A 13,922-nucleotide genomic window follows, 5' to 3' on the forward strand; every position below is an offset into this window, starting at 1 on the left:
ATGAAGTTTTCTACACCTGCTACAGCTAGCGATGAAGAACTAGCAGCTTTTATTTCTGCAGTTAAACAGCGTTTTGGTATGGATTTTAGCGGATATGAAGCAAAATCTTTAAAACGAGGACTTTCTCGCCTGATGCTGCGTTATGATTATACCCTACTCACACAGCTTTGGGGACATATTTTGAAGGACCGCCAGATGATTCAGCATTATGTAGATGAATTGATGGTCAATTTAACGGCCTTCTTCAGAAATCCAGAGCTCTGGCGAGGATTAAGAGATGAACTCTTGCCAGAGTTTAAGTCTAGAAGGTCCATGAAAGTTTGGCATGCAGGCTGTTCCTCTGGCGAAGAAGCCTACAGTATGGCGATTTTGCTCAAAGAGAGCTACTTTTTGCAACAGGCCGAAATTTGGGCCTCTGATCTTAGCCAGAAAATGCTGGATCGAGCAAAAAAGGGCTGCTATTATAGCAATAGCCAAGGCCGCTTTTTTAAAAACTATGAAGAGTTTAGCCCTCGCAATAGGGCCAAAGCTTACGTTACTTTAACAGAAGACCAAAAGGACTTCTGTATGCACCCTAACTTGAAGAAGAAGATTAACTTTTTTCAACACAATCTTGTCCAAGACGATTACCCCCAAGACTTCGACTTGATTTTGTGCCGCAATGTCATGATTTACTTTGACGAGCGGCTCAAAATGAACAGCCTCAAGCGTTTTCATCAAAGCCTTAAGCCAAATGGCTATTTGATTATTGGCTACTATGATGTACTCCCCAAAGCTGGACAAGATTATTTTGAACCCTATTGCTTGAGCCGTCGAATTTATAAAAAGAAGGAATTATTATGATGGTAAGAACCGAAGAAATTGACTCTCTGCTTTCTGGTTTGGCCAATAAATTTGGTGCAGACTTTAAAGGCTATTCCCCCAGTTTTCTAAATGAAAGAGTAGAGTTGCTGATGGAAGAAGAACAGATTAACTCTATTTTTTCGCTTTGGAGCCAAATTTTGCGCAATGCCGATTTGGGCCAAAGAACGATTCGCTTTTTGCAGGCTAGAGATAATAGCTTTTTTCACCCCCTTTCTCAATGGCGACACTTTAAGCAGTTGCTAGAAGAAAAAGCAAGCGGAAACCTATGCATTTTATATATGCAAGTAGGAAGAGGCGAGGGCCTGCACAGTTTGGTCCTTTTGCTAGAGGAAATGGGGCTGTCGGCTAAGATTGAGGCCACAGATGCAGACCCTAGCCTTTTGAAAATTGCCAAAAAAGCAGAATACCCCAATTTACAAAAGGAATTGACAATTAAGTTTCGTTTGCTTTTCCCTCAGGGCGATTATAAAAAGTACCTGAGTAGCTCTAGCCCCAACCGCCTTAGCTCGCGCTATCAGAAAAACTTGAGCTATAGCAGCCGAAATTTCTGCAAGATGGTCCCTAGCCGAAATAAATATGATCTCATTATTTGTTCGGAGGTGATTAAACGCTATGATGAACAAAACCGAAAAAAGATTTTAGACCATTGCTATACGGGCCTGAAAAAAAATGGCCTGCTTTGCTTAGGTCCCCAAGATGAAATTACGGATGAAGCGGATTTTATGCCTTTGGGCATGGGGATCTTTCAAGCGAAGTAATTGGTCCAAAAGGAGCAGGCGCAGCCGCCAAGGAATTTTTCCTTGGCGGCTTTTTTTGTGCTGGGCCGAGCGAAGCGAGGCCTTGCCGCGCCCAAAGGGCGCAGCCGGCCTAGGGGCCTGTAAGGGTGCCCCAAAGGGGCAGACCGACTTTTGAGCGAAGCGAAAAAGGAGGGCCGAGCAAGCCTGCGAGCCCTGCAAGGGCCCGGCCGCCGAAGGCGGCAGGCCCCAAAAAATCAAAACAGAAAAAGGGACAAAGAAAAACAGTTCTGTATCTTGCGAACTAGGCCCTAGCTACGTTGATCAAAAGTATGGGCCGCCAATGCGCTCTTTCTCTCTGCACAAAAATAAATTATGTCTCGCTTAATATTTTTCTTTTTCTTCTTGGCTTCGCTCCCCTTATTGGCCCAAAAAGGCCGACTCATCGGCCAGCTAACCGATGCGCAAACAGGAGAGCCGCTGCCCTCGGCTTCTATTAGTGTGTACCTCAATGATGAACTGCTCATTGGGCTGGTGACGGATATGGATGGCCGATATGACCTGAGTTTGCCCGCTGGTCCTCGGCTCAAACTCATGGCTAGTTATCTGGGTTTTCAACGTTATGAGAAGCGAGGCCTGCGCCTAAAAGAGGAGGAAGTTTTGCGCCTAGATATTGCCCTGCAAACCCTAGATGATGCCGTTCCAGAGGTGATCGTAGAGTCGTTTTCGGATAAGGAAGCGGATGCTTTGCGGGTATCTAGAGAGGATATTCAGAATATTCCAACGACGACCATGAGCCTAGAATCGGTGCTTTTATATACTGCGGTAGGGGTGGCCAACCGCAACGAATTTTCTTCTCAATACTCGGTGCGAGGGGGGAATTATGACGAAAATCTGGTCTATGTCAATGGTTTTGAGATTTATCGCCCGCTGCTCATTCGGTCGGGTCAACAGGAGGGCCTGAGCTTTCCCAATCCCGATATGCTCGATGAATTGGCTTTTTCTTCTGGGGGCTTTAAGGCCGAGTATGGCGAAAAAATGTCTTCGGTCTTAGATGTCCGCTATCGCCGCCCTAGCCGTTTTGAGGCCAGAGCAAGCGGGAGTTTATTGGGTGGATCGCTCTATTTGGGCGGCCGAACAGAGGGGAATAACGCCCTGACCTATACGGTGGGCGCCCGCTATAAAACGACCCAGTATTTATTGTCGAGCCTAGATATTAAGGGGGAGTATGTACCCCGATTTTTAGACCTGCAGACCGATTTGATCTATGATTTGGGCAAAAACTGGCAAATAGAAGCTATTGGAAATTATAATACGGCCCAATTTCAACTGATTCCCGAAGAATCGGCCAGCACAAGCGGCTTATACAATTATGCAATACGCCTCAGCTCGCTTTTTGAGGGCCAAGAAATTTCTAGCTTTAATACCTATATGATGGGCACGGCCCTAGCCTATAGCGGAGAGCTGAAGGTCAAAACGATTCCAGAAAAAAAGCTGACGATTCAAGAAAATAGCCGCCACCGCATCTTGTTTTCCAACTACCAATCGCAAGAGGATGAACGCATTGATGTGATCAATAATTATCGCTTGGAGGAGGTAGAAACGGGCCTGGGTGCCGATAACTTTGGCGATGTGGTGGGCACTTTGGCCTATGGCGAAACCCATCAGTATGCCCGAAATTACCTGACCGCCAATGTGATTCAGGCCAAATATGTGGGCGCTTATAGCCATGAGCGCTTCAATGACTCGACTTTTACCGAAAGCAAACAGCTCTTAAAATGGGGCTTGACCTATAAAAATGAGTTTATCCGCGATGACTTGAAAGAGTGGACCAGCTTCGATTCTTTGGGCTATACGCTCCCTTTTGATACGACGGCCATGCCTATTTTTGAATACATTCGGACCGATACGCAGCTGTTGACGCATCGCTTTTCGGGCTTTCTACAAAATACTTGGGAGTATAAAAATGATCAGCACTTTTTGCGGACCACCCTCGGCCTGAGGGCCAGTTATTGGAGCCTGAACGAAGAGTTTTTGCTGGCTCCCCGCTTTCAGCTCTACTATAGCCCGCTTTCGCAGCATCATGCCATGAGCGATACAGCCCATTGGAGCAAGGATTTGACCTTTAAATTGGCCGCCGGGGCCTATCATCAACCGCCTTTTTATCGGGAGCTGAGGAATTTGGAGGGTGAAATCAATACTTCGGTCCGCGCACAGAAATCCGTGCATATTTTGGGCGGTCTCGTTTGGGATTTTAGCTGGTATAAGCGCAAATTTAAGCTGATTTCAGAGCTTTATTATAAGCATCAATGGGACCTAATTCCCTATGATGTGGACAATGTTCGGATTCGCTATTATGGCGATAATTTGGCCAAGGGCTATGTTACGGGCTGGGATTTTCGCCTCAATGGAGAGTTGGTTAAAGGCCTAGAATCTTGGGTCAATTTCTCTTTGTTGCGCGCCCGCGAAAGCTTTGATGGCGTAGCGCATAAGGTCTATACCCTAGAGGGCCAAACTGTCGATACTAGCAGTGTGGATTATGTCTCTAAACCCACCGATCAGCTCTTCATCTTCTCCATGTATTTTCAAGATGAGCTGCCCGGCGCCGAGTGGTTCAAGGTCAATATGGCCTTTACCTTGGGCAGCGGCATGCACTATGGGGTGCCCAAAGACAATATTGTGGCCCGAAATCTCTACCGCTATTCGCCCTATCATCGCATCGATATTGGCTTTAGTCTCGCGCTTTGGGACCGCGCCAAAAAGGCCCAAGAAGCCTATAAAGACAAGAATTTATCTATGGCCATGGCCGAACAAGCCCTCAAAAAAGATAGCAAAAATCCCTTCCGTTATCTGCGCTCGGCCTGGCTCAGCCTAGAGGTCTTCAACCTGATGGCGGTGGGCAATGTGGCCTCCAATACCTGGGTCAAGGATTTTACAAATACCAGCTATGCTATCCCCAATTATCTCTCTTCTCGCCGCGTGAACCTGCGCTTTCGTCTAGATTTTTAATGGGTTTTGGGGCGTTACTCCTTTCAGTCGTCGAACTGCGGACTAAAGTCCTTGTTGTCGCAGCTCGCTGCTGTTTTGGGGCCTCCGCTGCGGCTTCGCCTTGCGGCGCTACGTTTCGCAGCTCGCAGGTCTGCTCGGCCCTTCGCCGCCTAGGGCGGCTTGGTCTGGCCCTGCGGGCCACTGCTGCACATCGCTAGGCCGCTCAACAGTTATGTTTTAGCTGGCTCTCCTGCTTCGGCCCCCCAAAAGGCGCAAAACTTAGGTTTTGCGCCTTTTTTTAGGGCTATGGCAGAGGCCATTCTTTATATTACTAAAGGTTTTGTTAAAGTTATTTACAACTGAACTTATTCAAAGAGCTAGGAAATGACCTTTTTAGTATGGTTAATAATGCAGTAGACATCATTAACCATAGCTCAGAGGTCATTGATGATCTACCAGCTATCATTAACTATAGCTCAGAGGTCATTGATGATCTACCAGCTATCATTAACCATAGCTCAGAGGTTGTTAATGATCTGCCAGCTATCATTAACTATAGCTCAGAGGTCATTGATGATCTACCAGCTATCATTAACCATAGCTCAGAGGTTGTTAATGATCTGCCAGCTATCATTAACCATAGCTCAGAGGTTGTTAATGATCTGCCAGCTATCATTAACCATAGCTCAGAGGTCATTAATGATCTGCCAGCTATCATTAACCATAGCTCAGCGGTTATTGAGCGACCGTTCAGGATTTTGTGGTTTCTATGGCCTAGCGATGTGTAGGGGTGGCCGAAGGCCAGACCAAGGAGCCGAAGGCGACGCAGGGCCGAGCAGACCTGCGAGCCCCGAAACGTAGCGCCGACGACCGAAGGGAGGCGGAGGCCCCAAAACATCTGCGAGCTGCGACAACCAGCCCCTACAGGGGCGCCAGTTCGACGACTGAAAGGAGTAACGCCCCAAATAAAAATAAAAGAGACAACAGTTGCAAAACCCCAAAATAAGGGATAACTTTATTGCGTATAAAAAACCTAAGTTTTCGCAAAAAAGAAACAGAAGGATAAGGACCTAGCGGTTTATAACTGCTAAAGAAGACAGATGAGCTATGCAAGAAAAAATGCAACTGAAAATTATATCGGCTGGAGCGGGTAGTGGAAAGACCTACACCCTTACTCAACAAATGGCCGAACTGCTGATCCCCAAAGATGGACAGCCCGCCGAAGTGCGGGCCTCGGGGATTTTGGCCACCACCTTTACCAATAAGGCTGCTGCTGAGTTGAAAGAGCGGGTGCGGGTCAAATTATTGGAGGAAGGCATGAGCCAAGAAGCCGATGAATTGGGCCAAGCCATGATTGGGACCGTGCATGCGGTGGGCGTACAGTTGCTCAAGCGCTTTGCCTTTGAGGCGGGGCTTTCTCCCGAAATGGACATCATTGCCGAAGGGGAGCAATCGCAGATTTTTAACCAATCGCTATCGACAATTTTGACCGAAGAGCGCAGCCTGCAAATGGAAATGCTGAGCAAGCGTCTAGGTTATGAAGAGCAGGGCTTTTATGGCCGAGATTGGCGCAGCGATATCCTCCAACTGACCGATTTGGCCCGAAGCAACAACCTAGATGCGGCAGCTTTGGAAGAAAGTGCTACGGCTTCTGTACGTAGTCTTTTGGCCCTTTTGCCTAGCCGAAGCGCCAAGACCGCAGCGGCCTTAGATCAGCAGTTGCGCAGCTATTTGGAAAATACTTTGGCGGCCGTTTTAGAAATAGAAGATGGGACCAAATCTAGACAAACCCTCATCTCCAAACTGCGAAGTTTTCAGAATAAACTTCGCGCTCGGGGCTATCTGCATTGGTCGGAATGGGTGGCCTTGGGCAAAGCCTGTGGTAAGGCCCCAAAAAAATGTAAGGAGGCCGTAGAAGAGCTCAAAGAATTGACCGATGGGCATGAATCTCATCCCCAGTTTCAGGAAGACCTCAGTCAATATATCGAGCAGCTTTTTAGCTTGGCGCAGGCGGCTATAGATGAATACGAAACCTACAAAACGAGTCGAGGCCTAATTGACTACACAGATATGGAGGTCTATATCCTCAAACTTTTAGAACAGCCCTTGGTGCGGGAAGTGCTAGAGGAAGAACTAGACCTTTTATTAGTCGATGAGTTTCAGGATACCAACCCCATTCAGCTCAAAATCTTTTTGGACCTCAGCCGTTTGGCCAAGCGATCAATTTGGGTGGGCGACCCCAAGCAGTCGATTTATGGCTTTAGAGGGGCCGCCCCCGAGCTCATGCAGGCCGTCGTAGAACAGGCCAGTGAAATGCAGGTATTGGGGAACTCTTGGCGCTCTCGGCAGGATTTGGTCCACTTTACCAATGGGCTTTTCTGCAAAGCGTTTCCAGATTTAGGGGAAGAGCGGGTCGCCTTAGAGGTAGCTCCGCCCTTTAAGAAAGAGCTAGAGCCTCAGGGCTTGGGCCATGCCTTAGAGCATTGGGTCATTGATTTTAAGGAAGGCAAAAGACGGCCCGGAAAACCTTGGCCGCATCGGGCCTTGGCGCATGCTATTGCCCAACTCTTAAAAGAGGGGCGGATGATTCGGCCCAGAGGGAAGGGCCAAATGCGGCCATTAGAGGCGGGCGATATTGCCGTACTTTGCCGCTCCAACCAAACTTGTCAGGACCTCGCCGAGCAACTGGCCGAAGAAGGCCTAAAAGCCTCCATTGCCCGAAAGGGCTTGCTCAAAACGCCAGAAGCCAGTTTGTTGCATGCCTGCCTAAAGTTTATTCTCAATCCGCAAGATAGCTTATCGGTAGCCGAGCTCAAACTCCTCTTAGAGGCGCAAAGCTTGGAGGAAATCGTCAAGGATCGCCTAAAGTATTTGGAGCGAGAGCAGGAGCAGAAAAAGTATAAACTTTGGGGGGAGTCGGGACAAATTAAGCGCTTATTGCATTTGGCCCAACAACTGCCCGAAATGTCTGCCACCGAAATTGTCAATCTGGTCATCGAAAAGATGAACCTCCGCAATGTAGTGGCTCGCTGGGGAAATGCCAATCAGCGCTTTGCCAATTTGGATGCCCTACGCAGCAAGGCCCTAGAATATGAAGAAAACTGCAACCGTTTGCATAATGCGGCCACCTTGGGGGGCTTTCTCTTGTGGTTGGACCATTTGGAGCGGGAGGGCTTGGATGCGCAGGCCTCTAGCCAAAGCCAAGATGCCGTCAATGTATTGACTTATCATAAAAGTAAGGGCTTAGAATGGCCTTTTGTGGTTTGCTATGAGCTAGAGAAATCGCTGCGGGAAAACTACTTTGGCTTTCAGCTGATTTCAACCCAAGAAGAGGTCGATTTGAAAAACCCTTTGGCCAACCGCCTGATTTCTTTTTGGCCCAATCCCTACGGCAAACAGAGTCAGAAAACCAATTTGGTCGAGAATATCAAGGCCTTGCCACAGACCGCCCTGCGCAAAAAGGCGCAGTTGCAGGAGGAATCCCGCTTGCTTTATGTGGGGGTAACCCGTGCCCGAGATTATCTGGCCTTACCCATCTTTTTGCAGCAAAAGAATTGGGGCCTCAATTGGCTCAACCGCAGCTTTCATCTGGGCGATGAGGAAATGCAAACCGTAGATCCCGATAGCGATTTTTGCATTTGGGATTGGAAGGGCAATGCCCTGCCCGTTCAGCGGATGCAATTGGAGCTCTTTAAGGAGATTGATCCCTTGGAACTGGAGCGAGAAGAGGAGGTTTTCCCTTATTTGCAAGCCTTTAAGGGGGAACAGGACCATTTGGCGGCCCAGCCCGAAACGGCAGAGCAGCTGATGGGCGAAATTGAAATGCCAATTTTTGGAGAGTACCCCTATGTACCTGGTTTGCCCATAGAAGATATTAGCGAAGAGGAGGAAGAGCGTTTGGGCCAATTGCTACAGCTCTATTTGCGGGCCGATCAATTGGATTATGCCCTGAGCTTGAGAGAACAAACCGCCCAACAACTGCTAGAAGATTTTGAGCTCAAGCATCAGCTCAATAGCTTGCAATTGATGCGCTTGAGTCAGCAGTTTCATCAGAGCCTAAGGGCTTTTGGACCTATGCAGCTGCATCGGGCCAGAAGGTTCCGCTTTCAGCAAGACCGACAGGTTTTTAGGGGGCAGGTAGACTACTACTTCTTTTCTGAAGAGGAGGAGCGGCAAATCTTAATGCTGGATGTTTTGTATACTTATGAGGGCTGGAAACAAAAAAGCCACCGCATCAGAGAAGCGGCAGCTAAATTGTATGCAGCCAAAAACGCCTTGGCCCAAGCGGGCTATAGCGCTAGCTGCTATTTACATTTTCCTCTTTCGGGCCTCTACGTAGAAGTAGCGCCTAGTTTAGTAGGAGAGGAGGAAGAACCCTTTTAGTCTTCCAATTCCTTAAAGGTATAAGGGTCGATTTTTCGGCCCTTATTATTTTCCATACGGACCAAAACCCCATCTTTGAAAAAATACTTGAAACGCAGATAACCAACGGGGTCATTTTCAACCCATTCGCCAGTTTTGGCATAGCTGCGTTCTTTGCGGCCCGTTAAAGGATTATACTCAATGATGAGTTTGGGCAGGTATTTCCCCTTAATATGTTCTTTGCCATTGATATGGTACTGCACATACTCCCCAATCCGAACGCTATATTGTTTGCGAGGAGTTAGTTTTTTGATGCGGAATTCCTTGGCCAAGCCATAGCTGAGGTACTCTTGCCAGCGTTCTTCCAAACTATCGGCAGAAACCGAATAATCTACTTTGTCAATCCATTGGATGGCGTTATAATTCAGGCGCTCAAAATCTTGGTCCACCAATTTGAATTTATATTCATAAGGAAGCTCAATCTTATAAAAGAGGGTATCCATATCTTTTTGGTCCTTCAAAATCGTATGTGCGCCCTTGGCCCTAATTTCTCCACTTTCATAATAGCTGGTAAAAAAGCCCAGTTCTAGGCCATCCTCATAGGCAGTGCTATACTTGGGCGTACCATCATCATAGTAAGTCTTAAAGACTCCTTGGCGTTTGCCGTCATTAAAGGTTTCTTGTCGGAAGGGTTCGGCATCCAAAGTAGTTTTCCAAAGGCCTGTTCTTCGGCCTTCGCCATCATAGTAGCCGGTGGCCACTAGTTCGCCCCCATTGAGGCCTCTTTTGTATTCAATCCAGCGGCCTTCACGTAGGCCATTGAGAAAAGAGCCCGTTCCGACCAGCAATTCTTCGGTTCCAAAACGGGGGTGTCGGTCCACCTTATAGTATTCCATTTTTCCGCTGGCCCGTTCTTGGCCAAAGTCAAATTCTCCTTTAATGTGGACATTTCCCTTATCAATATAATAGTCATATTGCCAGCGGCCCGTTTTTTGGCCATTGCTATAGCGGCCTTTGGCCATTAGGCGGTCATCCTTAAACAGCAGCCATTCGTCTTGTCGGATGCCATTGAGGTATTTACCGGCCGCTAGTTTATCGTCTAAGTGGTTATAGATAATCCAGACGCCATTCATGCTGTCGTTAGTAAATTTGCCTTTCATTTTGACCTTTGTTCGGGAGTCTACTAGCTCCCAGCGGCCATTTTTTACGCCATTTTCATATTGGCCCACCACATCGGGTTCATCGGCATATCGGCCAATTGGAGAGATGTAAAAGCGCCAGCGGCCTTCTTTTTCGCCATTTTCGTTATAGCGGCCTTTGGCCAATGGTTTCCCATCTTTTCCCTTGATAATCCAGTAGCCAATTCTTTGGCCCTCGGCATTGATTTGGTTGTATTTGGGCCGTTTTTTTTGGGCCTCTACACTGCTCATACAGAAAAGGCAGGCAAGGCAGAACATGATGGTTAATCGCATAGATGAAATAGTTTCTTAATATATTTTTTTGGGGCTGCCCCTTCGGCCCTTTGGGCCTGCGGGTCGGGCTGTGCCGCAGCTCGCTGCTCGCTCGGCCCTGCGGCGGCTTCGCCGCCTGGGTCTGGCCCTTCGGGCCACTGCTATCCATCCCAGGCCACTAGGCCGGGCTTTGGGGCAAGCGCTAGGCAGTTTGTTGTAAAAAAGAGCCTTAGTGGGGGAACGTTTTGGGCAAAATTCTTCATTATCAGCGCAAAAAAACGAAAAATGAATAGAAGATTAGTAAAAACCTCTAAGTTCCTAAGTTTAATTCTGCGTCATCGTCCCGAGCTATTGGGGCTAAGCCTAGAAGCTGGCGGCTGGCTCGATGTGGAGCAGCTTTTAGCAGCGGCCAAGGCCCATAATAAGGAATTAGATAGGGAGTTGCTGGAAGAAGTGGTCTGCAAAAATAACAAAAAGCGCTTTGCTTTTAATGCAGAAAAAACCAAGATTCGAGCCAGTCAGGGACATTCTGTAGACATCGAGTTGGGATATACGGCCCAAGCGCCCCCAGAAATTCTCTATCATGGCACGGCCCAGCGATTTTTAGACAACATTTTAAAAGAGGGCTTGTTAAAAATGAATCGGCATCAGGTGCATTTATCGGCAGATATTTCTACTGCTGAAAATGTGGGCCGCCGGCATGGCAAATTGGTCCTTTTGGTGGTGCAGGCCCAAAAGATGCAGGCCGCGGGCTATACCTTCTACCAATCGGCCAATGGCGTTTGGCTTACTGATACCGTTCCGCCAGAATACCTGCAGCTATGGGCAGGCGGCCCTTCGGCCTAGCGCTGTGGAGGGGTGGCCGAAGGCCAGACCGAAGGCGGAACGAAGTGGAGCCTGAAGGGCCGAGCAGACCTGCGAGCCCCGCAACATAGCGCCGCAGCGAAGCTGCGGAGGCCCCAAAAAAACAGCAGTATAGACCCACAATATTAAAACAATCCGTATTTTTAGGCCCTAATTTCAAGATTATGAAAGAAGAGAAAAAGGAAAAAGAGTTCATCAACCCGATTGATCCAGATAAAATTGCAGAAAATCCGCACCTTTTGCCTTATGCGCATACGGTGGGGGGCGCTGTGATCAAGCCGATGGACAAGGGGCGGACCAAGGGGCTGTCTGTGCAGGCCATGCAGGAGCAAACCAAGATGCAGCTGTCTCAGATTGAGGAGCAGATTAAGCTCTTGGCCATGCAAGCCAAAAAATTGCAGGATCGGGTCTCGGTTTCGGAGATGATTTATGGGGCCGATATGAACTTTAAGCCTTTAATTAACCACATTTACCACCTCTATCAGCGAGAGAATGGGGAGGCTGTATTGTCTATGGTGGGTCCCGATGAATGGGGCTGGGCCGGGCATAAGTTTCACCGCTTTTTGGCTACCGTAAAGCTGTTGGCCGACCATACTTGGGAGATTTTGAAAGAGGCCGATCCAGAAGAAGAATAAGATGAAAACTGCTATTGTTTGCATTCCGATTTATCGGGAGCAACCCACAGATAATGAACTGCTTGCCCTTAGGCAGGCTGTTCGTGTTTTGGGCAAGCAGCCCTTTAGTTTTATTGCGGCAGAGGGCTTTGATGCTGCCCCTTATTTGGCCCATGCGCCCAAGGCTACAGTAGAATATTTTGAGCCTGCTTATTTTGCTTCGGTAAAAGGCTATAATCGCTTGATGCTGAGGGCCGATTTTTACCGCCGTTTTCAAGCTTATGACTATCTGTTGATTTATCAGCTAGATGCCTTTGTTTTTCGCGATGAATTGGCCCATTGGATGGCCCAAGATTATGACTATATTGGGGCGCCTTGGATAGAGGCCCCGCCTAGCCCTGTAGACAAACGCCCATTATTTAATTTGGCCAATATGATGAAGGGGCAGGTAGGTAATGGGGGCTTTTCGCTTCGAAAAATTGAGCGGTTTATTCAGGCGGCCAAGCAATGGGGCGGCCTTTTGCGGGCCACGGGCAAAAATGAAGATTTTCTCTGGGCCTGTGTGCTGCCTTATTTCATGAAATTTAAACGGCCCAAAGAAGCCGAAGCCCTGCGCTTCGCCTTTGAGCTTTCTCCAGCAAAAGCCTATGCCCAAAATGGGGAGCAATTGCCTTTTGGTTGCCATGCTTGGGAGAAATATGAGCCCGAATTTTGGGCCCCTTTTATTCAGGCCGAAAAAGATAAGTTATGAGAGTTTTAGTTGCTTTTGTTTTGCTGTTTGGCCTCTTTAGTTGCGGCCAAAATGGACCAAAAGAAAGTATAGAAGCAGGGGGAGGCATACATTATTATGCTCGACTGAATACGGAGCAGGACTTTAGTATTCAATCGGGACAGCAGACCCTAATTCAACTGAGTTTGGAGGGTGGGTCTAGCAGCCTTTACCTCATTTTTGATGGCCCATTATTTAATTTTGCCCTAGATAGTAGCTATACCTTCCCTTCAGAGCAGATTGAGGCCGTTTTGACGGGCCTAGACAGCACGGGCTTTGTCGTCAACCGCAATTTGTCGGGGAGTTTTCAGCTCCACTCGCATGAGCAGTTTAAGCAATCTAGCGGCAGCATGCAGCTGAAAATCCGCTTGGGCCTAGAAGAATATAAGGAGCTGGAGATCCCCAATTTCCAATTGAGTACGCCCTTTTTGCATGCGGCTTATTTGGGCCAGCCTATTCGCTATGAGGAAACTTTTGATAGCCTAGAACAAACCGATATTTTTCCGCTTTTGCAGGGCCAATGGCGCTTAGAAGATCATGTCTTTTTTGATGGCGCCCGCCAACAATGGCGAGACTATTTTCATTTGCCCGATAGCATCTTTTGGCAAATTAGCGATAGCCAATTAGTGGTGCCTATGCAAGCGCCCTTGTACCTGGAAGAGCGCCGCCTTTCTTTTGATAATGCCCAGAAAAAACGGCAATATTTTGCTATCAATAAGCTAGATAGTCAGTCGCTCTGGATCACCAACTTAAATGTCCGTAGCAAGGACCGTTATTTTTTTCGCCGCCAACGCTAAGAGATGAAACTAGAATTTTGGATGGTTGGGAACACCGCCTTCAACTACCTCAAAGAGGGAATGGATATTTATGAAAAGCGCCTCAAGCATTTTGTTCCCTTCGAGAGCCGCATTATTCCCGATATTAAGGGGGCCAAAAATATGCGAGAGGCCCAAATTAAACAGAAGGAGGGCGAAAAGATTTTGGCCAAACTAGAGCAGGGCGATTTCCTGATGCTACTGGATGAGCGAGGCAAGCAGTTTGACTCTCTGGCTTTTTCTGCTAAACTAGAACAGCAGTTTCAATTGAGCCACAAACGCATCATTTATCTGATTGGTGGAGCCTATGGCTTTTCCGATGAGGTCTATGCCCGCGCCAATGGCCGCTGGAGCCTCTCTAAACTCACTTTTTCGCATCAAATGGTCCGCCTTTTTGTGCTCGAACAACTCTATCGGGCCATTAGCATCCAAAGGGGCTTGCCCTATCATCACGCTTAATT

At 47.9% G+C, this 13,922-nt stretch carries 11 protein-coding genes; 10 read left to right on the forward strand and 1 reads right to left on the reverse strand.

Features of this window, described 5'->3' with window-relative positions; genetic code table 11:
• The 5 genes from SGRA_RS14690 (at nt 1) to SGRA_RS14710 (ending at nt 8,969) form a co-directional block, all read left to right on the forward strand.
• Nucleotides 1-843 carry a CheR family methyltransferase gene (locus SGRA_RS14690; protein WP_015693550.1) on the forward strand — a complete coding sequence of 281 codons (843 nt, stop codon included), beginning with the start codon at nt 1-3 and terminating at the stop codon, nt 841-843.
• Nucleotides 840-1,622, forward strand: a complete 783-nt coding sequence (locus tag SGRA_RS14695) for a CheR family methyltransferase (RefSeq protein ID WP_015693551.1) — start codon at nt 840-842, stop codon at nt 1,620-1,622. The genes SGRA_RS14690 and SGRA_RS14695 overlap by 4 nt, the downstream gene beginning before the upstream one ends.
• A gap of 351 nt (nt 1,623-1,973) precedes the next feature.
• The gene (locus tag SGRA_RS14700) at nt 1,974-4,607 is read left to right on the forward strand and encodes a TonB-dependent receptor (protein WP_015693552.1); all 2,634 of its coding nucleotides are present in this window, start codon (nt 1,974-1,976) and stop codon (nt 4,605-4,607) included.
• Nucleotides 4,608-4,984: 377 nt separating this feature from the next.
• Nucleotides 4,985-5,374 carry an RIP homotypic interaction motif-containing protein gene (locus SGRA_RS23845; RefSeq protein ID WP_015693553.1) on the forward strand — a complete coding sequence of 130 codons (390 nt, stop codon included), beginning with the start codon at nt 4,985-4,987 and terminating at the stop codon, nt 5,372-5,374.
• 319 nt (nt 5,375-5,693) lie between these two features.
• Nucleotides 5,694-8,969 carry a UvrD-helicase domain-containing protein gene (locus SGRA_RS14710; protein WP_015693554.1) on the forward strand — a complete coding sequence of 1,092 codons (3,276 nt, stop codon included), beginning with the start codon at nt 5,694-5,696 and terminating at the stop codon, nt 8,967-8,969.
• Here SGRA_RS14710 and SGRA_RS14715 read toward each other — a convergent pair.
• The gene (locus SGRA_RS14715) at nt 8,966-10,420 is read right to left on the reverse strand and encodes a toxin-antitoxin system YwqK family antitoxin (RefSeq protein WP_015693555.1); all 1,455 of its coding nucleotides are present in this window, start codon (nt 10,418-10,420) and stop codon (nt 8,966-8,968) included. The genes SGRA_RS14710 and SGRA_RS14715 overlap by 4 nt on opposite strands.
• A 264-nt stretch (nt 10,421-10,684) precedes the next feature.
• Between SGRA_RS14715 and SGRA_RS14720 the strand changes: the two genes are divergently transcribed.
• The 5 genes from SGRA_RS14720 to rlmH all read left to right on the forward strand — a co-directional run bounded on the left by SGRA_RS14720 (nt 10,685) and on the right by rlmH (nt 13,920).
• Entirely contained in the window at nt 10,685-11,245 is a 561-nt protein-coding gene (locus SGRA_RS14720) for an RNA 2'-phosphotransferase (RefSeq protein ID WP_015693557.1), read from the forward strand.
• A 182-nt stretch (nt 11,246-11,427) separates the two neighbouring features.
• Entirely contained in the window at nt 11,428-11,898 is a 471-nt protein-coding gene (locus tag SGRA_RS14725; RefSeq protein WP_015693558.1) for a DUF2452 domain-containing protein, read from the forward strand.
• 1 nt (nt 11,899) lies between these two features.
• Nucleotides 11,900-12,628 (forward strand): DUF5672 family protein, encoded by a 729-nt coding sequence (locus SGRA_RS14730; RefSeq protein WP_015693559.1) that lies wholly within the window; start codon nt 11,900-11,902, stop codon nt 12,626-12,628.
• Nucleotides 12,625-13,443 carry a hypothetical protein gene (locus SGRA_RS14735; RefSeq protein WP_015693560.1) on the forward strand — a complete coding sequence of 273 codons (819 nt, stop codon included), beginning with the start codon at nt 12,625-12,627 and terminating at the stop codon, nt 13,441-13,443. Before SGRA_RS14730 ends, SGRA_RS14735 begins: the two co-directional genes overlap by 4 nt.
• Before the next feature lie 3 nt (nt 13,444-13,446).
• On the forward strand, nt 13,447-13,920 hold the full coding sequence (rlmH, locus tag SGRA_RS14740; RefSeq protein WP_002657003.1) for a 23S rRNA (pseudouridine(1915)-N(3))-methyltransferase RlmH: 474 nt from the start codon (nt 13,447-13,449) through the stop codon (nt 13,918-13,920).
• The last annotated feature ends 2 nt before the right edge of the window (nt 13,921-13,922 follow it).

This window comes from Saprospira grandis str. Lewin, from assembly GCF_000250635.1.
Lineage (GTDB): Bacteria > Bacteroidota > Bacteroidia > Chitinophagales > Saprospiraceae > Saprospira > Saprospira grandis.